The 25,262-nt window shown below is 43.1% G+C and carries 24 protein-coding genes; 13 read left to right on the plus strand and 11 right to left on the minus strand.

Annotated features, from left to right (window positions below):
- The 7 genes from C505_RS0105355 to C505_RS0105385 all read left to right on the plus strand — a co-directional run bounded on the left by C505_RS0105355 (position 1) and on the right by C505_RS0105385 (position 7,299).
- Positions 1 to 603, plus strand: coding sequence for a type IV pilus inner membrane component PilO (locus tag C505_RS0105355; protein WP_018691563.1), 603 nt, complete (start codon positions 1 to 3; stop codon positions 601 to 603).
- Positions 603 to 1,130, plus strand: coding sequence for a pilus assembly protein PilP (locus C505_RS0105360; RefSeq protein ID WP_018691564.1), 528 nt, complete (start codon positions 603 to 605; stop codon positions 1,128 to 1,130). Before C505_RS0105355 ends, C505_RS0105360 begins: the two co-directional genes overlap by 1 nt.
- A gap of 32 nt (positions 1,131 to 1,162) precedes the next feature.
- A complete protein-coding gene (locus tag C505_RS0105365) occupies positions 1,163 to 3,223 on the plus strand; it encodes a type IV pilus secretin PilQ (protein ID WP_245556333.1) in 2,061 nt (686 codons plus the stop codon).
- Between the two features lie 147 nt (positions 3,224 to 3,370).
- Positions 3,371 to 3,889 (plus strand): shikimate kinase AroK, encoded by a 519-nt coding sequence (gene aroK / locus C505_RS0105370; RefSeq protein WP_018691566.1) that lies wholly within the window; start codon positions 3,371 to 3,373, stop codon positions 3,887 to 3,889.
- A gap of 18 nt (positions 3,890 to 3,907) precedes the next feature.
- Positions 3,908 to 4,972: a 3-dehydroquinate synthase gene (gene aroB / locus C505_RS0105375; protein WP_026317767.1), complete on the plus strand. Its 1,065-nt coding sequence runs from the start codon at positions 3,908 to 3,910 to the stop codon at positions 4,970 to 4,972.
- A 98-nt stretch (positions 4,973 to 5,070) separates the two neighbouring features.
- The gene (locus C505_RS0105380) at positions 5,071 to 6,408 is read left to right on the plus strand and encodes an SPOR domain-containing protein (RefSeq protein ID WP_018691568.1); all 1,338 of its coding nucleotides are present in this window, start codon (positions 5,071 to 5,073) and stop codon (positions 6,406 to 6,408) included.
- A 54-nt stretch (positions 6,409 to 6,462) separates the two neighbouring features.
- The gene (locus tag C505_RS0105385; RefSeq protein ID WP_018691569.1) at positions 6,463 to 7,299 is read left to right on the plus strand and encodes a Dam family site-specific DNA-(adenine-N6)-methyltransferase; all 837 of its coding nucleotides are present in this window, start codon (positions 6,463 to 6,465) and stop codon (positions 7,297 to 7,299) included.
- A gap of 47 nt (positions 7,300 to 7,346) precedes the next feature.
- Here the strand turns inward: C505_RS0105385 and C505_RS0105390 are convergent, their stop codons facing one another.
- On the minus strand, positions 7,347 to 7,556 hold the full coding sequence (locus C505_RS0105390) for a DUF2970 domain-containing protein (protein WP_018691570.1): 210 nt from the start codon (positions 7,554 to 7,556) through the stop codon (positions 7,347 to 7,349).
- Position 7,557: 1 nt separating this feature from the next.
- A complete protein-coding gene (locus C505_RS0105395) occupies positions 7,558 to 7,860 on the minus strand; it encodes a hypothetical protein (RefSeq protein ID WP_018691571.1) in 303 nt (100 codons plus the stop codon).
- A 246-nt stretch (positions 7,861 to 8,106) separates the two neighbouring features.
- Here C505_RS0105395 and mpl point away from each other — a divergent pair, with 246 nt between their 5' ends.
- The 5 genes from mpl to trmB are packed head-to-tail and all read left to right on the plus strand — an operon-like array spanning position 8,107 to position 12,457.
- Positions 8,107 to 9,474, plus strand: coding sequence for a UDP-N-acetylmuramate:L-alanyl-gamma-D-glutamyl-meso-diaminopimelate ligase (mpl, locus tag C505_RS0105400; RefSeq protein ID WP_026317769.1), 1,368 nt, complete (start codon positions 8,107 to 8,109; stop codon positions 9,472 to 9,474).
- Complete coding sequence (locus C505_RS0105405) at positions 9,471 to 10,094, plus strand: flavin prenyltransferase UbiX (RefSeq protein WP_018691573.1); 624 nt, start codon at positions 9,471 to 9,473, stop codon at positions 10,092 to 10,094. Before mpl ends, C505_RS0105405 begins: the two co-directional genes overlap by 4 nt.
- Entirely contained in the window at positions 10,094 to 11,005 is a 912-nt protein-coding gene (locus C505_RS0105410; RefSeq protein ID WP_018691574.1) for an ABC transporter ATP-binding protein, read from the plus strand. The genes C505_RS0105405 and C505_RS0105410 overlap by 1 nt, the downstream gene beginning before the upstream one ends.
- Before the next feature lie 2 nt (positions 11,006 to 11,007).
- On the plus strand, positions 11,008 to 11,781 hold the full coding sequence (locus C505_RS0105415; RefSeq protein ID WP_018691575.1) for an ABC transporter permease: 774 nt from the start codon (positions 11,008 to 11,010) through the stop codon (positions 11,779 to 11,781).
- A 1-nt stretch (position 11,782) separates the two neighbouring features.
- Positions 11,783 to 12,457 (plus strand): tRNA (guanine(46)-N(7))-methyltransferase TrmB, encoded by a 675-nt coding sequence (gene trmB / locus C505_RS0105420; protein ID WP_018691576.1) that lies wholly within the window; start codon positions 11,783 to 11,785, stop codon positions 12,455 to 12,457.
- On the opposite strand, the gene C505_RS21530 is transcribed toward trmB, so the two are convergent.
- Positions 12,433 to 14,373, minus strand: coding sequence for an EAL domain-containing protein (locus C505_RS21530; protein ID WP_083938272.1), 1,941 nt, complete (start codon positions 14,371 to 14,373; stop codon positions 12,433 to 12,435). The genes trmB and C505_RS21530 overlap by 25 nt on opposite strands.
- 277 nt (positions 14,374 to 14,650) lie before the next feature.
- Between C505_RS21530 and panP the strand changes: the two genes are divergently transcribed.
- Positions 14,651 to 16,300, plus strand: coding sequence for a pyridoxal-dependent aspartate 1-decarboxylase PanP (gene panP, locus C505_RS0105430; RefSeq protein WP_018691578.1), 1,650 nt, complete (start codon positions 14,651 to 14,653; stop codon positions 16,298 to 16,300).
- A gap of 20 nt (positions 16,301 to 16,320) precedes the next feature.
- Here panP and recG read toward each other — a convergent pair whose 3' ends face one another.
- From recG to C505_RS0105470, 8 genes are all read right to left on the minus strand, one after another.
- The gene (gene recG / locus C505_RS0105435) at positions 16,321 to 18,399 is read right to left on the minus strand and encodes an ATP-dependent DNA helicase RecG (RefSeq protein ID WP_018691579.1); all 2,079 of its coding nucleotides are present in this window, start codon (positions 18,397 to 18,399) and stop codon (positions 16,321 to 16,323) included.
- 26 nt (positions 18,400 to 18,425) lie between these two features.
- Positions 18,426 to 19,112, minus strand: coding sequence for a tRNA (guanosine(18)-2'-O)-methyltransferase TrmH (gene trmH / locus C505_RS0105440; RefSeq protein ID WP_018691580.1), 687 nt, complete (start codon positions 19,110 to 19,112; stop codon positions 18,426 to 18,428).
- A gap of 264 nt (positions 19,113 to 19,376) precedes the next feature.
- Complete coding sequence (locus C505_RS0105445; RefSeq protein WP_018691581.1) at positions 19,377 to 19,769, minus strand: RidA family protein; 393 nt, start codon at positions 19,767 to 19,769, stop codon at positions 19,377 to 19,379.
- Between the two features lie 3 nt (positions 19,770 to 19,772).
- Entirely contained in the window at positions 19,773 to 21,884 is a 2,112-nt protein-coding gene (spoT, locus tag C505_RS0105450) for a bifunctional GTP diphosphokinase/guanosine-3',5'-bis pyrophosphate 3'-pyrophosphohydrolase (RefSeq protein WP_026317770.1), read from the minus strand.
- A 119-nt stretch (positions 21,885 to 22,003) separates the two neighbouring features.
- Entirely contained in the window at positions 22,004 to 22,279 is a 276-nt protein-coding gene (gene rpoZ / locus C505_RS0105455) for a DNA-directed RNA polymerase subunit omega (protein ID WP_018691583.1), read from the minus strand.
- A 54-nt stretch (positions 22,280 to 22,333) separates the two neighbouring features.
- On the minus strand, positions 22,334 to 22,957 hold the full coding sequence (gene gmk / locus C505_RS0105460; protein ID WP_018691584.1) for a guanylate kinase: 624 nt from the start codon (positions 22,955 to 22,957) through the stop codon (positions 22,334 to 22,336).
- A 69-nt stretch (positions 22,958 to 23,026) separates the two neighbouring features.
- Positions 23,027 to 23,554 (minus strand): RNA 2',3'-cyclic phosphodiesterase, encoded by a 528-nt coding sequence (thpR, locus tag C505_RS0105465; RefSeq protein WP_018691585.1) that lies wholly within the window; start codon positions 23,552 to 23,554, stop codon positions 23,027 to 23,029.
- Positions 23,555 to 23,644: 90 nt separating this feature from the next.
- Positions 23,645 to 25,201, minus strand: coding sequence for a Na+/H+ antiporter NhaC family protein (locus C505_RS0105470; RefSeq protein WP_018691586.1), 1,557 nt, complete (start codon positions 25,199 to 25,201; stop codon positions 23,645 to 23,647).
- Between the last annotated feature and the right edge of the window lie 61 nt (positions 25,202 to 25,262).

Raw genomic sequence — 25,262 nt, forward strand, 5'->3', positions numbered from 1 at the left:
ATGAACCTCAAAGTCGATACATCATCTATCGAGTTATCAGAACTTACCTTGGAAAATGTCGGGTCATGGCCCATTGTTGTCAAGCTTTTTGCATTTTTGTTGGCAGGCGTGATGACATTGGCTCTACTATTTTTTGTTCTGGTTGATGATACGATGACACGGTATGACTCACTTGTTCAACAAGAGCAGTCACTTCGGACGGATTACCGCAATATGTATGCCAAGGCTGCAAACCTTGATTTATATCGTCAGCAAATGAAAGATATGGAAGCGACATTCGCAACCTTGCTGAAGAAATTGCCGACAACCCATGAGACCCCAGGATTGCTGGATGATATTACCTATATTGGTACTACAACCGGACTTTCATTTCAGCAAATTAATTGGCAGCCTGAGGTAGAGAAAGAGTTCTACACGGAGTTACCTCTAAAAATACGTGTTGTTGGTCAGTATCATGACTTTGGGGAATTTGTGAGTAAAGTTGCAGCCCTGCCACGTATTGTCAGCCTGCATGACTTTAACATTAAGTCGCAGCAGGGCGATTTGTTGCTCTTCGATGTAGTCGCTAAGACATATCGTTACAAAGAGCCGAGGGGTAAGTAATGATCCGTAAATACCTACTTTTGTGCATAACGCCGTTCTTCCTGACTGCTTGTTTTGACGATATTGAAGACCTTCAAGACTATACTGAGCAAGTCAAAAGCGAAGTTACACGCCGAATTGAACCAATGCCCGAATTTAAAGAATTCGAGCATATCGCGTATACAGGACGTGATAGACGCAGTCCATTTGTAGAACCGAAGCCTGAAGCAATTCAGGATAAGCTATTACAAATTCAAGACTGTTTACACCCAAATCCCCGTCGGAAAAAAGGCCCTTTGGAGAAATTCGCTTTGGATAACCTAGCGATGAAAGGAACTTTGGGCAGTGATGAGGAGCTTTGGGCACTGATCCAGGCATCGGATGGTTCATTACACCGTGTTAAGCGCGGATTTTTTATGGGACTTTATCACGGTCAGATTGTGCGTGTGAGTCCGAATGAAGTTGAAATCGTGGAACTGATTCCGGATGGCTCTGGGTGTTGGAAAGAGCGTCCATCAGTCGTACAAATGATAGAGCCTGTACTGTAAGCAGGGTATGGATGTTAATTAGGCAAGCAATTATGATGAACTTAAGAACAACAAGACTTAACAAATTTATCAGTTGGTTAGGACTGACTTTGCTCGTCTGTTTACTATCGGGACAGGCTAATGCGGTACCTCTTTTGTATGAGCTGCGTTATAACCCTGTCATCGAAGGTCAGACTGAGCTGGAATTTATCTTTGATGAAGAACTCTATATTGAGCCGTCCATTCAGGTTTTTAATGAACCGGCCCGAATCGAAGTGTTCTTTGATGAAGCTGATTTTGATGAGAGTTTGGAAGAACTCATCATTGATAAAGCGGGCGTCAAAAATGTTAAATCGGAATTCGTGGACGAAGGCTTCCGGGTGACGATTTATCTTGAATTCTTGAAAATTTACCAAACCCGTGTATCTCAGGACCGCTTCTATCTTACAATCTCAGATAATGTTGTAACAGACGAAGCAGTCCAACAGTCACAAACGGAAGATGATGCCTATATCAATAAAATTCAGGCAATTGATTTTCGCCGCGGTGTGAAAGGTGATGGCCGATTACTTGTTTTCCTTGAAGAGAATATGGCAGCGGTCGATGTTTTAGAAAAAGCAGGTAAGATCATCATTGAGTTCCACAATACTGACATTCTAGGTGATTTGATTTACCAGTTGGATGTTGTTGACTTCGGAACTGTTGTAACAAAAATAGAGACATTCAAAGAGGCGAGTAATAGTCGACTTGTGGTTGATACCAGTGGCTCATTTAAATATGAGTATCAGCAAGTTGATAATATATTCACTTTATCCGTGATTAAAGATGAGTCTGCACGAAGTTTCCTTGATGGTGGTCGTGAATATAAAGGTGAGCCGATATCACTGAACTTCCAGGATATTCCTGTCCGAACAGTCCTTCAAATTATCGCGGATTATAATGGCTTCAACTTAGTCACCAGTGATTCAGTCCAAGGGAACATTACACTCCGTCTTGACGGGGTTCCATGGGATCAAGCCCTAGATATTGTCTTGAAAGTTCGTGGTTTGGATAAACGAATGGATGGCAATATCCTAATGGTTGCACCAGGTGAAGAACTTGCTGCTCGTGAGGCGAGAGAGCTTCAGGCAAGAAAGCAAGTACAGGAGCTGGAACCCCTTTATACCGAGTTTATTCAGGTGAATTACTCGAAAGCAGATGAGATGGCGAAATTGCTGAAAGGTGAGGGCACCTCTCTTTTGACTGAACGGGGTAATGTCAGCACGGACACGCGTACCAATGTCTTAATTGTTCGTGATACCGCTTCAACAATTGAAAGCGTGCAGCGTATGGTTAAAGTGCTTGATCGTCCGGTTGAGCAAGTTGTGATTGAATCTCGTATTGTGACCGTAAATGATACCGCCAGTGATGGTTTGGGTGTCCGGTGGGGTGTTTCAGATCAACAGAATAGCCTTGGGATTTCAGGGACGTTGGCAGGTGCGCAAACCATTCAAGGCGGCACAGTACCCGCTTCAAACCAGCGCTTAAATGTAAACCTCCCAGTCGCAGGTGCGGGTTCGATTGGTTTTCATGTTGCGAAGCTAAGGGATGGCACGATTCTAGATCTTGAATTGCAAGCAATTGAAAATGAAAACCAAGGTGAGATTATTGCAAGTCCACGTTTAACGACTGCCAATGAGCAAAAGGCACGGATTGAACAGGGTGTTGAACTTCCTTATGTTTCAGCTTCATCAAGTGGTGCAACGACGGTCACCTTCAAAAAAGCTGTACTAAGTCTTGAAGTAACGCCACACATAACACCAGATGATAAAGTCGTTCTTGATTTGAAAATCACTCAGGATACGCAAGGTGATATCGTTCAAACAGCGACAGGTCAAGCTGTGGCAATTAACACGCAGGAAATTAATACGCAGGTCCTCGTGAACAATGGTGAAACGATTGTCCTTGGTGGTGTTTATCAGAATAGTACGACAAATAGTGAAACAAAGGTGCCACTATTAGGTGACATTCCTTATTTGGGTGCTCTGTTCCGAAGCACACGTAGTGAAAACATTAAGCGAGAGCTGATGATCTTCGTTACACCAAGAATTTCCCAGCAAGCCCCGATTAATTAATAAGTTACCGCTGCCTGTCTTCCGGCGGGCAGCGACATCATATATTTTTCTTGCATTACCTATACATTTGTTGAGATAATTCCCGGCCTCGAAATGCCTTGGAGCGGTGTGTTTAATTAACTCGACATATGATTTTGTACGAGAGCTATGGCTGAAAAACGTAATATCTTTCTTGTAGGCCCTATGGGTGCCGGTAAAAGTACAATTGGACGTCATCTTGCAGATCAACTTCATCTGGATTTCTTTGACTCTGACCAGGAAATAGAGCGCCGCACAGGTGCTGATATTGGTTGGGTTTTTGATATCGAAGGTGAAGATGGTTTCAGAAAACGTGAAGAAACAGTGATCAGTGATTTGACTGAGAAGCAAGGTATTGTACTTGCGACTGGCGGTGGATCTGTGTTAAGCAGAGACGTCCGTAACAAACTCTCTGCACGTGGTATCGTTGTCTATTTAGAGACGCCAATTGATAAGCAGGTTGCGAGAACCCAACGGGATAAACGCAGACCTTTACTCCAGACGGAAGAAAATCCTCGGGATGTTCTAGTGCGCCTTTCTGAAGAGCGTAATCCACTGTATGAAGAAGTCGCGGACTTCGTCGTTCAAACCGACGAACAAAGCGCAAAGGTTGTCGCGAATCAAATTATTGATCGCTTAGACTTTTAACGAAGCGGAGCTGTGTTCATGATAGAGATGGAAGTATCCCTTGGCGAACGCAGCTATCCGATTTATATCGGACAATCACTCTTTTCTTCTTTATCTGCAAAACGCCTTATTTCGACGCAGCGTGTTGCAGTGATAAGCAATTCAACGATCTATCCACTTTATCAAACACAAATCCAAAGCTGGCTAAAAGATTTTGATGTTCTACCAGTCATCATTGATGATGGGGAGCAATATAAGAATCTTCAGACTTTTGAAGCTGTGGTCGGGCAGTTACTCTCTGCGAACTTGGGGCGTGATACAACATTGATTGCATTGGGCGGTGGTGTCGTTGGTGATCTTTGTGGGTTTGTTGCTGCATGTTATCAGCGTGGCATTCCGTTTATTCAGATCCCCACCTCATTATTGGCACAAGTTGACTCATCCGTTGGTGGAAAAACAGCAGTGAATCACTTGTTGGGTAAGAACATGATTGGTGCATTTTATCAGCCAAAACAAGTGCTGATTGATACGGACATGTTGAATACATTACCACCAAGAGAGTTCTCAGCGGGTATGGCAGAAGTGATCAAATATGGGATCTTATGGGATAGAGATTTTTTTGATTGGATTGTGAAGCATCAGTCTGACATTCTTGCCAAAGAGCCGACTGTGATCCAATCGATGATCCAGCGCTGCTGTGAAATCAAAGCGGAAGTTGTCTCCAAAGATGAAAAAGAAGAGGGGTTGAGAGCACTCCTGAATCTAGGGCATACCTTTGGGCACGCGATTGAAGCTGAGTTAGGATATGGTGACTGGCTACATGGTGAAGCCGTTGCTGCTGGTATGGTTTATGCGATGATGATTGCTCAGTTGAGAAATTGGCTTCCACAATCGGATGTTGACGCTGTAAAATCAATTTTAGCTGTATTCCAACTGCCTGTTGAGGGGCCGCAATCAATGCGAGCCAAAGACTATATTCCACATATGCAAAAGGATAAGAAGAATAAAGAAGGGACGATGCGCTTTATTCTACCTACTCAGATTGGCCGAACTGCTATATTTGATGATGTTCGATTCGATGAACTCCAAGCGATCCTCGGATAATCAACGAGTTATCATACTTTTCCCTATTCCTCCTCTATACAGCGCTCCAAATAACTTGATAAGATGCCGTCAGTGGCACACATGTTAAACAAATTCCAATGTTAGATCATGATGAACTCTTTGAACGATTAGATTTTCTGATTCGGTACACCCAGTCCGTTGTTTTTTTGATTACGCAGCCACAGCCGAGTGTTTTACCGGAGCCTGTCAACCTCGACCGCGTTGCACCAGAGGCAAATAGAGCTTTTTTGTCGGCAACACAAGAGCAAAGCTTAGACATCATCTCTCATCAACTTTTTCAACAATGGTTTCCGAATGACGAGATTGATCCTGAGCTCCCTTTGTTTGAATCTTTTGAAATATTGGCCAGCCAATCAACGGATCATTACTTAATGATGATCCAGAACTTCGATCAACTGTGGGAATCTATCCAGCGCGAGCTTGCGATACTTTTAAATTGCTCATCAAAGATTCGGGTTATTTTTATTGTGAATGAGGCTGATCGGATTACTGCACCTATTCGTCAGATGTTACCAGAGCCCGTTGAGATTTATTGCCCATCTTATACTTCACAATCCATGCTTCATGAGTTCAATCACTCACCTTCAACGCAACCTGAACAGAAGAATTTTCGACCATTATCTCGCTTTTTTTATTTGTTTGGTTTTGCAGTGACCATGGCTATCGGTGTTTTTGGAGCGCTTCGGTCTTTATACCAAATTGAGGAAAGCCCACAACAACACGCTTTATCGAAACAAAAAAATAAGCCAACTGACCACGTAGAAGCGATAGAAACAATTTCACAGACACCGTCTGTAGATCAGACTGTACTTGACCCTCAACACTTATATCAGGGCGTTGAACAAGCAAATGCATTAAAAAATCCGGCTAAGTCAGAGAATGAACTTTTGGATGAGCCCAAAAGCTATCCGGATAAAACTGTTGAGCAAGAAAGTTCTATCGGATCTGATGAAGAGAATATTGAACAAACGGTTGATACTGAGTTAGTACTCAATGAAGAGATTGTTTCTATTGAAACAGTCAAAGAACCCCCAACACCAATGGCGAATGAAGCTGGTCCCCCTCAGCTTGAGCAAACACATGAACAGATTTATTTAAATCGTTTTGATCACCAAAAGATTTTGGATTTTCCGGAAGGCACTTATATTTTACAGTTAGCAGGGCTGAGTCAGGAAAGTGTGATGAAGAAATTTATTTCAGAGTATCAGCAACTCAATGACCTGCTTGTCTATCAAACGCAGCGGCAATCCAAAGACTGGTATATTGTGTTGATGGGGCCATTCCAAAACAGAGATGATGCAAAATCACATATCTCCTCATTACCAAAATCGCTACAGAAGCAGTCACCTTGGTCGAAGCCAACAAAAGCAGTACAAGAAGAAATAAAAATAAATCAAAAAAGACTACTTCAATAGCTGAGAAACGTTTTAAAATACGCGTTTTATTTTGAAAGAAGTGCAGACGCCAGAATGGCTAAAAAAAAGTACCGAGCATTTTTAAAGTGGGCTGGCGGTAAGTACGCGTTGGTCGAAGATATTGCTGCATTTTTGCCAAAAGAAGGGCGTTTAGTTGAGCCTTTTGTTGGTGCTGGTTCTGTTTTCTTGAATACGGATTTTGAGTCGTATGTGCTCAATGATATCAACAAGGATCTCATCCATCTTTATCAGCTTTTGCAAACAAAGCATGACGTCTATATTGCTGAAGCGCGTAAGCTTTTTTCTCCTGAAAATAATCAAAAAAATCGCTATTTAGAGATCAGAGCAGCATTTAATGCCAGCCGAGATACGTTTGAGCGATCGCTGCTGTTTTTATATTTAAACCGCCACGGTTACAATGGCCTGTGTCGCTATAACTTAAAGGGTGGATTCAACGTCCCATTTGGTTCATACAAAAAACCATATTTTCCAGAAAAAGAGCTTCATTTTTTTGCAGAAAAATCGCAAAAAGCTGAGTTTACCTGCATGGATTATAAGAGTTTATTCAACAAGCTGAAAACTGGAGATATTGTTTACTGTGATCCGCCCTATGTCCCCTTAAGTAAAACAGCTTCATTTACTACTTATGCGGGGAATGGGTTTTCACTTGATGATCAAGCTGAACTTGCAAACCAAGCAGAGCAAGCATCCTTTGGAAAGGGTATACCGGTCCTGATTAGTAACCATGATACAACACTCACCCGCAAGATTTATGAACAAGCGACGGACTTAAAACAAAAATATGTTGGCCGAACAATCAGTCAGAAGGGGCATACACGCCAAAAGGTGAAAGAGTTATTCGCGATGTATCACCCACAGTCACATAAATAATCCATAGGTAGGCAAACCATGATCGTAGTACGCTTTTATAAGACAACTTAAAGCAATACTAATTGTACGATCCCCATCAAACTGACAAGAAAGATTATAAGAAAAAGAATACCTGCAACAGCGTAAGGCCAGAAACTTTGTTGGAAATCTTCTTCTCTTCTCCGATTACTCTGGACACCAAAAGCAGCGGCAAAGACACTTTGCACAATCATCAAAAGATTAAAACGTGTTTTTTTTGGCACAGTCTTTACGGACATATTAAGGTCCTTCATTTGCTGGTGGTTGATAACGACGCTTGGGTTGGAAGTTCATCAACTCGAATAGATCAACGAAATGAAATTGAAAAGAACGGCTGCTACCCGTAAACCAAGCAAACCAGCTTTGATTTGAAGCTTGCGCATGACAAATGTCTGTTGACACATCGGCGGAAGGCGCCAAGTGTTGTCCGTTTTTAACATGGGATTCAGTTGTCGTATCTCTTGTACACGCAGGCTCATGTTGAGATACATATAGCAAACTTAGGCTTAACGCTGATAACGCGAGTAGCGATTTCAATTTCATATTAAGAGACGCTCCATTGAATACGTTACGGTCCTATACCACATAACAACTCATTCCGATTCTATATAAAAAGTGAACTGATCTCAATCGTCGATGTTCCTTTCTTTATAACGTGAGGCGTCATTATATTCATCGGTTAGCCGAGCAGGAAAACTGCCAGTGAAGGCTTTTCACAGATTGTTGCTTGCAAAGATAATCTTTGCCATTAGACAATGGCATATTCTCATTTAAAGGCAGTGCAAAATAATGCATCTACATATTCTTGGAATCTGCGGTACATTTATGGGTGGGATCGCAGCAATTGCAAAAGAGATGGGCATCCATGTCACGGGTTCTGACCAACATGTTTACCCACCCATGAGCACACAACTGGAGTCTTTGGGGATCATATTGACCGAAGGGTATGCTCCTGCGCAATTGGAACCAGTACCCGATCTCATTTTGATTGGCAATGCGTTATCAAGAGGAAACCCGTGTGTAGAATATATTCTGGAGAAGGGCCTGCCATATATGTCAGGTGCACAGTGGCTATCAGAATATGTACTTAGAGAAAAGTGGGTGCTCGCTATTGCTGGTACACATGGAAAAACAACGACATCCAGTATCCTTGCATGGTTGCTGGAATATAACGGAATGAAACCTGGGTTTCTTATCGGTGGTGTACCAGAAAACTTTGGTGTATCTGCTCGCCTTGGGGAAATACCTTTTTTTGTCATTGAAGCAGATGAATATGACAGTGCATTTTTCGACAAACGTTCCAAGTTTATTCACTATCATCCGAAAACACTCATCCTGAATAATCTGGAGTTTGATCACGCCGATATTTTCCGTGATTTACAGGATATCCAACGTCAATTTCATCACTTGATGAAGATTGTTCCTCAGAGTGGGAAAGTCATAGCGCCTGAAGATGACGTAGCACTGGCAGAAGTTCGTGAACAAGGCATATGGTCCGAGCTGGAGTTGAGTGGCAAAGATGCTTCATGGTATGCGAAGAAAACTGAAAATGATTGCAGTACTTTTCAGATTTACTTTGAGGGGAAAGCACAAGGACAAGTTCAATGGCCTTTGATCGGTGAACATAATATGCAAAATGCACTGATGGCGATTGCCGCAGCTCGTCATGTCGGGGTTTTACCTGAGCATAGCATCGATGCTTTATCTCATTTTCAAGCGCCGAAAAGGCGACTGGAGAAACTTGGTGAGTTTGCAGGTGTTACTGTCTATGATGATTTTGCGCATCATCCAACGGCGATTCAAACAACATTGTCAGGCTTACGCGACCATGTTGGTGAAGCCAAAATTGTTGCCGTATTGGAAGCTCGCTCTAATACGATGAAAATGGGCATTCATAAGACGACATTGCTGCCATCACTGGCGAAGGCAGACCAAATCCATGTACTTCAGTCGACATCACAACAGTGGTCATTTGAGTCACTGAGTGGCGCTGAAGCAATTCAGATCCATCAAAATGTTGAAGAAATCCTTCATGCATTGCTTGAAAGCGTCGAAGATGGAGACCATATCCTCATCATGAGCAATGGCGGGTTTGATGGTTTGCATCAAAAATTGATTCAGGCTTTATCTTTGAAAGCAGAGACGCATACTTCATGAAGAAAGATCAACTCCAAGGAAAAATTACTGTTGCAATAACAGGCGCTTCTGGTGCGCCTTACGCTTTAAAGCTGATTCAGGCACTGGTGACGGCGAAGCAACAGGTTTACCTGATGGTTTCCAGTGCTGCACGTGTTGTATTGGCGACAGAGTCCGATATCCAATTTCCTTCAAAACCGGAAAAAGCGAGTGAGTTCTTTATACAACTGACAAACGCCGAACCCGGGCAAATTGAAGTGTTTGGCAAAGACCAATGGTTTTCTCCGGTTGCGTCTGGCTCTGCTGCACCCAAAAAAATGGTTGTTTGCCCATGTAGCACGGGCAGTTTGGCATCTATCGCATTGGGAACCAGTGATAATTTGATTGAACGCGCTGCTGATGTGGTATTAAAGGAGCGTGGGAAGCTGGTTATAGTACCGCGTGAAACACCCTATAACGCAATCCATCTTGAGCACATGTTGAAACTGACGCAACTCGGTGCGGTGATCATGCCTGCTTCACCCGGATTTTATCATTCACCAGAGTCAATTGATGACTTGGTTGACTTTATGGTTGCTCGAATTCTTGATCATTTAGAGGTGGAACAAATGCTTGTTCCACGATGGGGATATCAGAAGTAATGTATGCATTGGCAATTCAACAACTAGAAAAAACATATCCAAATCAGGTGAAAGCGGTTCAAGGCATCGATTTGACAGTAGAAAAAGGGGATTTCTTTGCACTGTTAGGGCCAAATGGTGCTGGAAAGTCGACAACGATTGGGGTGATCAGCTCGCTTGTCAATAAGACTGGCGGAAAAGTAGAGGTTTTTGGCTACAACTTGGAAACCCATCTCAATGAAGCGAAACGGGAAATTGGACTTGTACCACAAGAGTTTAACTTTAACCAATTTGAAACCGTAGAACAAATCGTTGTCAATCAGGCAGGATATTATGGCGTGCCGAGAAAGGAAGCGGTCAAACGTGCAGAAAAATACTTAAAGCAGCTTGATCTGTGGGATAAACGCAATAATCGAGGAAGAGAGTTATCTGGGGGAATGAAGCGTCGCCTCATGATTGCCAGAGCATTGATCCATGAGCCTAAACTCCTGATTCTGGATGAACCGACAGCAGGTGTAGATATTGAGTTACGACGCTCCATGTGGGACTTTCTTCGCCAAATTAATGCACAAGGGATCACGATCATTCTCACGACACACTACTTAGAAGAAGCAGAGATGCTTTGCCGTAACATTGCCATCATTGATAAAGGAAAAATAGTAGAAAACACATCTATGAAGTCCCTATTGGCTAAGCTCAATCAGGAAACGTTCATTCTTGATACGGATCCCATGCCATTCAAGCCGAAAATCGAAGGCCTATTCTCAACTTGGGTCGATGATCATACATTGGAAGTGGATGTTGAAAAATCGACAGCGCTCAATGATATATTTGATAAGCTTTCTGCGGCAGGGATTACGGTGAAAAGCATGCGAAATAAAGCAAATCGCTTAGAAGAATTATTTGTTCGATTGGTACAGGGGGAGCAGTAATCATGTGGCACCCAAGCTATGGAATTGCATTAAAAAGTATTATTTATCGTGAGATATCTCGTTTTATGCGGATCTGGGTGCAAACCTTGGTTCCGCCAGCCATTACAATGTCTTTGTATTTTGTTATTTTTGGTAACTTAATTGGCTCGCGTATTGGTGAAATGCAAGGCGTTGATTATATGAGTTTTATCGTTCCTGGTCTCATCATGATGTCTGTGATCACGAACAGTTACGCGAATGTCACATCATCCTTTTTTGGTGCTAAATTTCAAAACTTTATTGAAGAAATGTTGGTTGCCCCAGTTCCAAATGCTGTGATTGTTGCAGGTTATATGGTGGGAGGCATGGCGAGAGGTATACTTGTTGGTGGGATCGTTACACTGGTATCAATGGTATTCTCAGCGATCGAATTACATAACATTCCAATTATTTTTACGACGGTTGTATTAACCTCTGCCTTGTTTTCTTTAGCAGGCTTAATCAATGCCGTTTTTGCGAAGAGTTTTGATGATATTAATATTATCCCGACATTCATTTTGACACCACTGACCTATTTGGGTGGTGTTTTTTATTCAATGAGCTTATTGCCTCCTTTTTGGCAAGGCGTTAGTCAACTCAACCCAATCGTATATATGGTCAATGCCTTCCGTTACGGCTTTTTAGGGATTAGTGATGTGTCGATGTGGACGGCATATTCAGTCATGATCGGGTTTATCGCTGTATTTTTTGGGTTAGCAATGTATTTAATTTCTACAGGAAAAGGGTTACGCAGCTAAGATGTTTACAGGAAACTCGCGCGAAGTTGTATCAAATCAAGAGGGTATCCATGAACACTTGGATACCGTGGTGACAAAGCACTTAAAGACCGAATTCCAAAAGCCGTACGCTGCGCACACAGTTGCAGCTTTTGAACAGGTCAATCAACTGGTTCAGGCTCATTCTGGACGAATAATTTTGGATTCATGTTGTGGGGTGGGTGAAAGTACACAGTACATTGCGCAACGTCATCCAGATGCACTTGTGGTGGGCATTGATAAATCTTTATCTAGAATCAATCGACACGACGGTGATGTGACAGCAGAGAAGAACTATGTGCTTGTAAGAGCAGACTTAAATGACTTTTGGCGACTGGCATTAGAAGCGGGGTGGGTGATTGATATTCACTTCTTGCTGTATCCAAACCCTTGGCCAAAATCGAAACATCTCCAGCGCCGATGGCATGGCGCACCAATATTTTCAACAATTTTACAGTTGGGCGGACAGTTGTTTGTGCGCAGCAATTGGCAGACGTATATTGATGAGTTTCACCGTGCGTTGGAAATTGCAGGAATTGAAAGTCATAAGGCGCAATATATTGTTGATGAACCAATGACACCATTTGAACGCAAATACCTCCAAAGTGGCCATCAGACTTGGCAAGTTTCTTGTCAACTTTGCCAGGGTTCAGATTGAGTTTGATCGCTTTGATGGATGATGGGGTGATGACTTGGCGGGGGCTGAGTTTTTTCATCCCCTGAGAGCAAGTTTGGCACGGAAGCTGGCCGCCCAAAATAGAAGCCTTGGGCGTACTCAATGCCAATTTTTTCTAATTCACTCAGTGTTTTTCTATCCTCAACAGATTCTGCAATAACAATCATATCGGTGTCTTTCGCAAAGCGTAGTAAATAACTGATGTACAATCGAATACTGTTGTCGAGACATACTTGTTTGGTCAGATTTCCATCCAATTTAAACCCATCAAGTCCAAGTTTGATCAGGTAAGAAAAATTTGAAAAGCCTGAGCCGAAATCATCGGCAATAAATTTGATCCCAATGGCACGAAGAGACTGGATCACCTGCCTGATTTGCGAGAAAGATTCGATGGATTGGTTTAGACATAAATCAAAAGAAACCCGAGAAGGGTTGGGGTATGTGGCCAGATAATTTTTCACAAGGGTTTGAAATCCTTCATCCATAAGATCATTTAAAGTGAGATTGATGCTCCAGCTGTAATTCGTATCTTTAAAATACTCAGCGGTCTTAAGGAAGATGGATCGAGAAAGTAGATGATCGAGTCGACTTTTCTCAATGACAGTTAGGAAATCGTGTGGTTCTAGAATTGTGCCATTCGGTGTGACAATACGGGCTAAGCTTTCAAACATCAGGATCTTGCCATTTGTCAAATCCACAACGGGTTGAAAATAGGGCTCTATCTTTTCTTTACTGCAGGCCTCGCGGACATCTCTGGCGATAATCAAATTATGGATATATGAGGCTTTGATGGAATGTAGAGATTGATCAAAGGTAATAATTGGATCTCTGACGGCATGCGCTTGATTTGCGGCGATCACCGCATTTTCAATGACAATTTCTTTACTTCCAACAGCAATGCCAATTACCACAGATGCATACAAGCATGGGTAACGTAATATGGGTTGATCGAGATCCAGCTGTTTGAGTCGATCACCCAGCTCATGATCTGGCAACTTTGAAGTCCGTCGAATTGCAATCGAGTTACTATTTAATCGATACAGTCGGTAGCCAAACATGGAGAGAGATATTTTCTGCATTAAAGCAGCCATTAACTCGTTGGCGACCTGTATCCCGTAAAAACTACTGATTTGTTCCAAATCGTTCACAATAATGACTGCGACCTGATGATGGATTTCGCGATCATGTTCAAGTTGTTCAGAAAGCGCGAGATAATTCTGAAATCCAGTTGATGCATCAATAATCAAATTACGGCGCATCGTATGCCGATAAATTAATCCAGTGAGAACGAGGAGAAAGAAGAAGAAGCACCCAGTGATCAACGCATCGTGTATTGCGGTATTGAGCTGGTTGTTTAAGTCTGAAATCAGAATGTCTGCTCCAGCAAGATAAACCGTACCATCTTGACTGACCATTGGGTATAAGATGGAGCGAAAGTGTCCCCAGGGGTCGACCGACTCTTCATATACGGGTGAAATTGAGCGAAATGCAGCTTTATTTGCTTCTGTTGCCTCAGGGTAGTAGTCAAAGAAGTAAGTCATTTTATCTTCAGCGATATCGGCATCGGTATAACTTGATGAAGTAAAATAAACTTTGTTATTCCTTAAGATCATTGAGTAGATATATTGAACACCAATGCCTTTTGAAAAGTCAGATAACCGCCGAGTGATCTGGCTATATTCTTGATGTGAAATGTGAGATTTATCAATGATTCCATCATGAAAGTAGGGACCTAGAATATCCCGAACACCTAATGCTGCAGCACGCAGCTTTTCATCAGCATGTGCCATAATCGCATCATGGGTTTTTTGGTAGGAGTAATAGATGTACCCTCCCATGGATAGAATGAATATGATTAACCCAGAAAGAAAGAAGCGACTCTGTCTAAGTATCGGCATGTGATAAGTCTATGGAATCGTGCATTTTATTACTGTAACAGAGGAAAAAATAAAAACTAAATACTTTTTTCTATTTCTCCGTCACCTTTATGAACATGCATTGAAGGGAGCAAATTCTCAGTGCAAAATAGAGACTTTTCATTTCAGTTAGAGTAGAGTTACGCTCGCTTAGTGTTGTCAGCATTGATAGTTGGCAGGGTTTTGGCCTGTATTTTAAAAGTCGAAATACTTTTTACGGGTTTTAACATACTGAATATAAAGGTTATTTGAGTTATCTATGTCGGGAAAGCAACGTGCCGCTGAGGCATCCCTTGACGCAATTCTTCGGATCTTTACGGTTCCAGAAGCCCCAGATTCGAAATTAAGTCAGGTAGAACACGAAATTTCAGAGAATCTTGCAGGGTTTTTGAAAGAAAACATCGTGGCTGTTGAAAAGCCATTGCATGAAATCGAGAAAGACTTCCGCGATCCAGTCATTCCTGAAGAGCCAACTTTTGTTTCGACGTATACTCAAAATTTGCTTGAAAAAGCGGTATCTCAGTCTGTACATACAGCTTCACCGAGCTTCATTGGGCATATGACCTCAGCATTACCTTACTTTCTTCTTCCTTTATCCAAGCTGATGGTTGGTTTGAATCAAAACCTTGTCAAAATCGAAACATCAAAAGCGTTTACACCATTAGAAAGACAAGTGCTCGGCATGATGCACCGCCTTGTTTATGGTTTTGATGAAAAGTTCTACACACAGACTATGCATAGCTCGACGCTGTCATTAGGCTCATTCTGTTCTGGTGGTACAGTGGCGAATATGACAGCACTGTGGATAGCGAAAAATCGTTTATTGAAGCCTGATGGCAACTTTCGCGGCATTGCAAAGGAAGGACTGTTTCGTGCGATGCAGTATTATGGCTATCAAGGTTTAGCAATACTTGTTTCCGAAAGGGGACATTACTCTCTTGGTAAAACGGCTGACTTGCTCGGTATTGGTCGAGACATGTTGATATCCGTTGAAACAGATGCAAATAACAAGGTGAATACTTCAGCGATGCGGCAGAAAGCAAAGGAGCTGGCGTCTCAAAACATTCAGGTGATGACGATCGTTGGTGTTGCTGGAACAACAGAAACAGGAAATGTCGACCCACTGGATGAACTCGCTGATTTGGCCGAGGAGCTTGATTGTTACTTCCATGTCGATGCAGCATGGGGTGGTGCGACGTTGTTATCGAACAACTACCGTCATTTATTCAAAGGAATTGAGCGTGCTGATTCCGTGACCATTGATGCACATAAACAGATGTATATACCAATGGGAGCAGGGATGGTTGTGTTTAAAAATTCATCGAATGCAGATGCTATTGAGCACCATGCGGAGTATATCCTCCGTCGAGGTTCAAAAGATTTAGGTAGTCATACGTTGGAAGGGTCTCGTCCAGGTATGGCGATGATGGTCCACAGCAGTTTGCAAATTATTGGACGACGTGGTTACGAGCTTCTCATCGATGGCAGTATTGAAAAAGCACGGATGTTTGCTGAGATGATCAAATCGGATCCAAATTACGAACTCATCACGGCACCAGAGCTTTGTTTATTGACCTATCGATATTTGCCAGATGGTGTTCAAGCCTATTTATCAGAATGTACTGATGATGAGGCTTCTGAAATGAATGATCTGCTGAATGGGCTGACAAAATTTATCCAAAAACGTCAACGCGAAGCGGGCTTTTCGTTTGTATCCAGAACCCAATTACCCGTTGCTGCTTATTCAAGAAAGAACCTGGTCGTCTTTCGTGTGGTGCTTGCCAATCCATTGACGACAAAAGAGAACCTCAGAAATATTTTGGATGAACAAAAAGAATTGGCGCAGCAGAGTACGCGTATTTACCCAAAAATTCGTCAATTATTGGTATCCAAATTAGAAGAGGTATAAGCGGAGATAGCGCGTTAGTGCTAAGCTTGTGCGTATTTTTGTTTATTCCCGAGCCAGCGTAGAATGAGTGGTGGTGCTATTTCGGGCATGAGTTGCCAGATTTCGCCTGCGGCACGGTGAACATCTGGGATCAGATAAGCATCCCGAACCAAATCTGCGACTTTGAGTTCTGCAATACCTGTTTGGCGTGTGCCGAGGATCTCACCTGGCCCTCGGATCTCTAAATCTCGCTGTGAAATCACGAATCCGTCGTTTGTTTCTCGAAGAACACCAAGACGCTTTTGTGCGGTTTTTGATAATGGGGCTTGGTAGAGAAGCACACAGTGCGAAGCGATGGAGCCTCGTCCAACTCGGCCGCGAAGCTGGTGGAGTTGGGCTAATCCAAGGCGCTCAGGATTTTCAATGATCATGAGGCTAGCATTGGGCACATCAACCCCGACTTCAATGACGGTTGTCGCAACCAACAAGTGAATATGGCCTGCTTTGAATTCAGCCATAATGGACTGTTTTTCTTGTGCTTTCATCCGGCCATGAACAAGTCCAATTTTCAGATCCGGCAGTGCTTCGATTAATGCCGCTGCGGTATCTTCAGCAGCTTGACATTGAAGGACTTCGGATTCTTCAATCAGCGTACACACCCAATATGCTTGACGCCCTTCGTTTAAGCAGTTTGCTTCAACACGGGCAATGATATTTTCACGCCGACTATCTGGGACTGCTATGGTATTGATTGGTGTCCTTCCTGGCGGTAACTCATCAATGATTGATGTATCCATATCTGCATAAGCTGTCATCGCAAGGGTTCTGGGGATTGGTGTCGCCGTCATGACGAGCTGGTGTGGGTAAACATCGCCAGAGGCACCTTTTGCGCGTAGTTCTAAACGTTGATGGACACCAAAACGATGTTGTTCATCAATGATGACTAAAGCGAGGTTATTGAAAACCACTTGTTCTTGAAATAAAGCGTGAGTCCCCACCACCATCTGCGCATTGCCACTTGCAATCATGTCGAGCGCTGTAGCTCGTGCTTTACCTTTACTTTTACCAGCAAGCCAAGCAACTTGTATATTCAATTGTTCAAACCAATTCTGAAAGCTGATTGCATGTTGTTCTGCCAACAGTTCTGTTGGTGCCATCAGTGCGACTTGATAGCCTTGGCTAATTGCTGTGAGCGCCGATAAAGCTGCAACGAGTGTCTTTCCAGAACCAACATCTCCTTGAACAAGTCGCATCATGGGAATCGATTGCTTGAGGTCATGACGGATTTCTTGCACAACCCGATGTTGTGCATTGGTTGGAGAAAAAGGTAACAGCGATAAAAATTTGGCCTCGACGTCTTCATCTATTGTCATCGGAATGGACTGATGGCCATGATGATGCTGACGAAGTTTGAGCATACTGAGATTCTGCGCAAGTAACTCCTCAAAAATCAATCGCTGTTGAGCAGGGTGCGTGCCAGTTTCTAATTGTGTAATGGAAATATCCGGAGTTGGTCGATGGAGTGTATAGATCGCTCCTCCAAGCGACAGCTGGTTTGGTGCAAACTCCTTCGGTAATAATTCATCAAGACGGCCACTTTCTAAATAAGTAAGCGCTTGCTCGGTTAGATTGCGAAGCGATGCCTGCTTGAGGCCATCTGTTGTTGGATAAACAGGTGTTAAAACATCATCAAGTTCTGGAATAGCGTCTTCTTCAACAAACTTATATTCGGGATGAGTGATCTCATAACCACGGTGACCTCGGCGGACTTCACCATAGCAACGAATATGTGCACCCGTTGCGAATGTTTGCTTTTGGGCAGCACTAAAGTGGAAAAAGCGCAGTGTGAGACGTCCAGTACCATCATTGATATTGACGGTCATCATCCGGCGTTTGCCATTGACGATTTCCGAACGCTCGACAGTTCCTTGCACTGTCCCGTGAATTTGCGGACGCAAGTCGGCAATCGCGTAGATGTGAGTGCGGTCTTCGTAGCGCAAAGGCAGGTGAAATAGAAGATCCTGAATACTATGGATCCCGATTTTTTCTAATCGTTCCAGCATTTTCGGGCCAACACCTTTTAATTGTTGGACAGAAACTTGTGCGAGTGAACGCATCATACCTTACATCACCTGAATATTTTTCACTATTTCTTTGATTGCTGAATGCGTTGCCACCATTCTGATTCGGCAGCAATTTGTCCGTCTTCATCTAAAGGAGGATAATCTACCCCTTTTTCTCGGCAAAGTCTTGCAAAAATCGGGTGACCGCCTTCGAATAGGATCCGATGTTTTTCTTGTTCATCCATTCTAGGCTGCTCATACAATCCCGCATTTTGTCTTTGTCGTTGTGCTTCATACATCAGAATTGCCGCAGCGACGGACACATTGAGCGATTGCGCCATACCCACCATCGGAATAATGATATGCTGGTCGGCAAGTGCTAAAGCTTCCTCAGTGATCCCGTAGCGCTCCTGCCCCATCAAGAGGGCAGTAGGCTTGGTGTAATCAATGTTGCGATAATCGACAGATGTTTCGGATAAACAAGTGGCGACAACCTGCATACCCTGGGATTTTAAAGTGGAAATTGCATCCCCAATCGTCGCATGGCCAACAGTTTTGACCCAATTCTGACTCCCAGAAGCAGTCCCACGTTTTAAGCGCTTATCCTCAGAAAGCCAAACGGCATGAACCTCAGGAATACCAATAGCATCCGCAGTACGAATAATCGCAGAAAGATTATGGGTTTTATGCACCTGTTCGACACATACCGTCAAATCCGGCTGGCGTAGATCCAGCATCTCATTCATTCTCTTCCAACGCTCTGGCGTCATGAAAAAGCCTCACTCTTTGTTGCTTCGTCGTTCATTTGGCACAAACCAAACTTCTCTCCTCGCGCCTCGATTGAGGTTTGCTCTCTGAGGATGATTTTCACGCTGTATTACTTTCTCGTTCTCCCACACACTGTTCTGTTTTAAAAAGCTGAGGGGACGCCTTTTAATGGGTGGGAAGGAAAAAAAGATGAATATCAAGAACTTTAGCTCATAAAAAAGAGGCTGTCTGAAACAGCCTCTTTTTTCATTCAATAAGCAACGAGATTAGTTAACGTTGGGTACTTCCATCACGCCTTCAATTTCAATCTGAACCCCTTTTGGTAATTCAGAAACACCAACTGCTGCTCTTGCAGGGTAAGGTGTTTGAAAATGCTGGCTCATGATCTCATTGACGGTTGCAAAGTTGCTGAGGTCTGTCAGGTAGATATTCACTTTGATCATGTTATTTAATGTACCACCCGCAGCTTCACAAACTGCTGCAAGGTTTTTAAATACCTGTTGCGCCTGCTCAGCAAAGTCTTCGCTGATAACTTCCATTGTTTCTGGAACAAATGGGATCTGACCAGAAAGGTAAACAGTGTTGCCGACTTTAACCGCTTGGGAATAGGTTCCAATCGCTGCAGGAGCTTGATCAGTATTAATGATCACTTTAGACATCAGTTACTTCCTTCTATAAACGCGTTGAACGTCAGGCATAATCCGTATTTTTCGCATAATTTGTGCGAGATGAACACGATTAATGACGGTCAACTCAATGTTGATGGTATAGAGATTGCTCTCTTTTTCCTCTGTACTTAGATTTTGTATATTTGAGGCAACAGAAGCAATCACGTTTGTTAATTTTGCGAGTGCGCCCTGGTGGTTGATAATCTCCACTCGAATATCACAAGAAAAAGTCTTATCGCCTGTTTCATCCCATCTAACAGGGAAGTACTTGGCAGGCTCTCTTTCCCAACCTTTGATATTCCGGCACTCTAGACGGTGAACAGTCAGTCCTTTTCCTTGACTGACGAAAGCAAGGATCTCATCGCCAGGAATCGGTCGGCAGCATTTACCGTAACTGACTAGCATACCCTCCGCGCCGACGATTGGAATACTACCTTTTTCTTTGCTTGGTGTCTCGCTTTCTTCATCGTTAAAATTTCCTTTCAAACGACGTGCAATGGCAATACTCATGAGATTTCCGAGGCCAATTTCACGACACAAATCATCCATAGAAGGTTGTTTCAAGTCTTCAAGAACACGTTGAATATTATCTGGATCCAAGTCGCTCATCTGCATTTCACCAAGTGCGGATGCGAGGAGTCGGCGCCCGAGGTTCATTGCGGCTTCATTTTGTTGAGAGCGTAAGTAATTCCGAATGCCAAGTCTGGACTTACCTGTGACGACAAAGTTGAGCCAGTTTGCATTCGGACTGCCGCCTGGACTTGTAACAATCTCGACAGTTTGCCCACTATCAAGTGGTTTAGACAATGGATATGGTTTTCGGTCTACTTTACATCCCACACAAGTGTTGCCAACATCTGTATGGACAAAATAAGCAAAGTCGACTGCTGTTGCACCCATTGGGAGTTCAACGATCCGTCCATCCGGCGTAAAGACATAAATTTCTTCTGGGAAAAAGTCAGCTTTCACATTTTCAATAAACTCGAAAGAAGAGCCAGCGCTCTGTTGAAGCTCAAGCAGACTTTGCATCCATCGATGGGCGCGTTGTTGTGCAGTTGTTCCCTGACTTTTATCCGTATGTTTGTATGCCCAATGTGCTGCTACCCCTTTATCTGCCATCAGATCCATTTCATGGGTCCGGATTTGAATTTCCAGAGGAATACCATGAGGACCTATCAAAGAGGTATGCAACGACTGATAACCATTCGTCTTCGGGATAGCAATATAGTCTTTAAATCTTGTCTCAATTGGCTTGTAAAGGTTGTGAACAACACCCAAAACGCGATAACAAGTATCCAAGTTCTCGACGATGACACGGAATGCGTAAATGTCCATAACTTCATTGAACATTAACTCCTTATTGCGCATTTTTTTGTAAATACTGTACAGGTGTTTTTCTCGTCCAATGACATTTGTACCAATACTTGCGGCACCAAGGCGAGATTCAATTTCATTTTGAATATTTTTGATGATTTCCTTTCGATTCCCTCGGGCTTGCTTAACAGCGGCTCCCAGAGCACGATGGCGCATGGGATAAAGCGCCATAAAACCTAAGTCTTCCAACTCATTTTTTATATCATGAATACCGAGACGGTTAGCGATTGGTGCGTATATTTCTAAGGTTTCGCGGGCAATACGGCGACGTTTTTGTGGGTTTAATGAACCCAATGTGCGCATATTATGGGTTCTATCAGCCAATTTGATCAGGATCACACGAATGTCCTGAGTCATCGCCATGATCATTTTACGGTGGTTTTCTGCCTGAAACTCTTCTTTTGATTTAAATTTTAATTTATCCAGTTTACTGACACCCTCAACGAGTTCCGCCACAGTTGGACCAAAAAGCTCGGCGATATCTTCTTTGCTGTAATCTGTATCTTCAATTACATCATGGAGGAGGGCCGCCATGAGGGTTTCTTGATCCAGATTCATCTCAGCAAGAATAGAGGCGACAGCAACAGGATGTGTGATATACGGATCGCCACTAGATCGGAACTGGCCGTCATGTGCGTCTTTTGCGACGACATAAGCTTGTTTTACCGGCTCTATTTGCTCCGATGGTAAATAGGCAAGAATCTGTTTTTGTAGGCCTTCAAACAGATACACAGAATGCTCCATTAAATTCAAGTAACTAAAACAAAAGGTAAGCGTGATATAACTAAGAATATACGAGGATAGGGGAATAAAGCCAGCACTAATGTGCTGGCAGGAGGACATTCATCCGATTATTTGTTGTTACCAACAATTGCAGCCACAGCGGCGAACTCAGCTGCTTCTTGTTCTTCTTGCTCAATACGCTCTTGTTCATCCATTGAGGTATTGTTAATCAAGCCAGATTCAATTTCTCTTAAAGCGATGACAGTCGGCTTGTCATTTTCGACTTCGACTAAAGGATCTTTACCCTCTACCGCAAGCTGACGCGCACGTCGTGCTGCGACAAGGATCAAATCGAAGCGGTTACCAATTTTATCTACTGCATCTTCAACAGTTACGCGAGCCATGAGAACTCCAACACATTCAGAATTTTTTACAAGACATAATAGTGTACTAAATGACTACTGGTTAGCCAATAGTTGTTTGATCATTTCACCATATTTTTCGATCTGATAATCACGAGACTGACGATGAGCAAAAATGATCTGCTCGAGTTGTGTCAGCGTTTCTTCAAAATCGTCATTCACCAAGATGAAATCGAATTCATTGTAGTGGGAAATTTCAGACTGTGCTTCGTTCATTCTTCCTTCGATCACTTCTTCGCTATCTTGTCCACGGGAATTTAATCGGCGTCGTAACTCTTCGACTGATGGTGGAAGAATGAAGATTGTAATTGCGGTCTGATCTTTTTCTCTCACTTGACGAGCACCTTGCCAATCGATATCAAGAAATACATCCAGTCCATTGTTGCGTTGGTCGTCAATGGCCTTTTTCGAGGTACCATAGAAGTTGCCAAACACCTGTGCCCATTCATACATATTGTCGTCATCCACGAGTTGCTGGAACTGCGTTTGATCAACAAAGTGGTAATGAGTTCCGTCGACCTCTCCTTCTCTTGATGCTCTTGTGGTATGTGAAACAGACAAAGCAATATCTTGATACCGTTCAAGAAGTGCCTTAATTAGACTGGATTTCCCTGCACCACTGGGTGCGGATAGGACGAATAAATTACCTCTTGCTTGCATAGATGGTGCTGCTCAATTGATTCTGAAAATTAAAATATGGGCGTAAGTCTACCATAACAGTGCAAAATTTTATTGCGAGAGCAGATATTTCTCTTTCAGACAAATATATTTGGTGCCCTCTGTATATTGTCTTGATTCAAATAATCCAACACGATCAATATGAAAGCGAAATTGCGGCTGTACGTCCGGTTGGATGAGCTTTTTTTCTTTGCGAGAGAGCGTGATATGAGGTCGATAAGTTTTATGAATATGAGGAGAAGCATATTGATTGGCACTTTCTGCGAGCGAATGCGCAGCTTGTTTCGCTTGAATCGGAATGACGGAGGTGGTCAAACACAAAATACGGGGGCGCTTCCAATAACTGACTTCATCAAAACAGAGATCAAATGCCTCTCCTTCGAAGGTTTCCATTATTGAATACAAATCATTGAGATGTTGCTCTGAGACAGCGCCTAAAAACAATGCCGTGACATGGTAGTTTTCATATGGGATTGGGTGCGGATTTTCGCATTGTAGAGATTGTTGGCACCATCCATGAACATCTAGTTTTAAATCATCAGGTGGATTAAAGGCAAAGAAGAGTCGCTTTGTATGCATAGAATGACCTTGCTGCTTAAAATATAAGTTTAGCAAAATCGCCGCCAATCGATGCAAAAAAGCACAATTGGCGGCAGTGTTAGTGTTTAATTACTCGGCGTACTTCTTCTTTAAAACCAGCATCAGAACCATAAAGAAAATACCTCCTGCAATGTAGCCAACAAGCGCAGATCCCGTAAAGCCTAACGCGCCATAGCCGACCAAGCTGACGACTGCGATGATGAACGCGTAAGGCAACTGAGTGACAACGTGATCGATATGATGACAGCTGGCACCTGTGGATGACAGAATTGTGGTATCTGAAATGGGTGAAGCATGATCACCAAAGATAGATCCAGCTAACACCGCTGATAGCATTGGGATCATGAGTGTTGGGTCAGTCGTTGCGGCAATACTGCCCGCAATTGGAAGCATGATGCCGAACGTTCCCCAACTTGTTCCAGTCGCAAAAGCCATGATGCCGGATAGAATGAACAGGATCATCGGTAACATCGCAGGTGAGATATTTCCTTGAACAAAACTGGACAAGTATTTACCTGTTTCCATCGCTTCAATGATATTGCCAATACCCCATGCAAAAAGCAGGATATAAATGGCTGGGAGCATGGACTTTGCACCATGAAACAGGCCTTGCATTGTATTCGGCACAGAGACTTTATTCACAAGACCCATCGCGAGTGTGATGAGGACACCACAAACTGCACCGTAAAGAAGAGAGGTACCAACATCAGTGTTTTCAAGGGCACCCATCAGTGTGAGTGCTTTGCCATCAGCTGACAGTGAACTCAAACCTGTTTGGATCATGAAGAAAATGGTTGCGCCGATTAATGTGAGGATTGGAATGATAAGATCGCGAGGTTTTCCGTGATCATGCTCTGGTAAATCAGTGATAGTTCCTGCTGGAACACCTTTTTCTTTATTGAATAGCTGACCATTTGCTGCCGCTTTTTCTTCTTCAGCCATTGGACCCAGGTTGAGGTTAAACCATGCGACGAAGAGCACCATAATTAATGCGAATATGGCGTAGTAATTGAGAAATGCGACTTCCATAAAAGTACCAAGTGCTGATGCACTTTGGATTTCATGTTTTTTCAAAATATCATCGATGACTGTGATGATAAACGCACCCCAGCTGGAGAGTGGCATGATCACACACATGGATGCGGCTGTTGAATCCAGCAAATATGCGAGTTTGGCACGTGATACTTTGTAGTGGTCCGTGAGCGGGCGGCTAATGCCACCGACTGCCAAACTGTTAAAGTAATCGTCGATAAAAATAAAGATACCCAAAAATGCGGTAAGCATCATACTGGATCGTCTTGTTTGAATGCGTTTTCGTGCCCAGTTTGCGAATGCGCGTGTTGCACCACTGACCATCATCAGACTGGTCATCATGCCCAAGAGCAATAGGAATAAGAGAATAAAGACTTTCCCTGTATTCAGGCCATCCTCGCTCCAAAATAACCCTTTAAATAGATTTCCAATGTATTGGATGGTGAGGAGTGGATCATATTGATTGAGCATCAACGAACCAACCAGAATACCGCATCCGAGCGAGAGAAGGACTTTACGCGTGATGATCGCGAGTCCTAATGAAAGCACTGCCGGAAGAAGCGACAACGCAGAATCAGAAAATGTGACTTCCATGGGAGTAATACAACCTTCAATTTGTTTGATAAAGCAATATGATGCACGCATATTGCGAGAC

The sequence above is a fragment of the Algicola sagamiensis DSM 14643 genome, from assembly GCF_000374485.1.
GTDB lineage: Bacteria > Pseudomonadota > Gammaproteobacteria > Enterobacterales > Alteromonadaceae > Algicola > Algicola sagamiensis.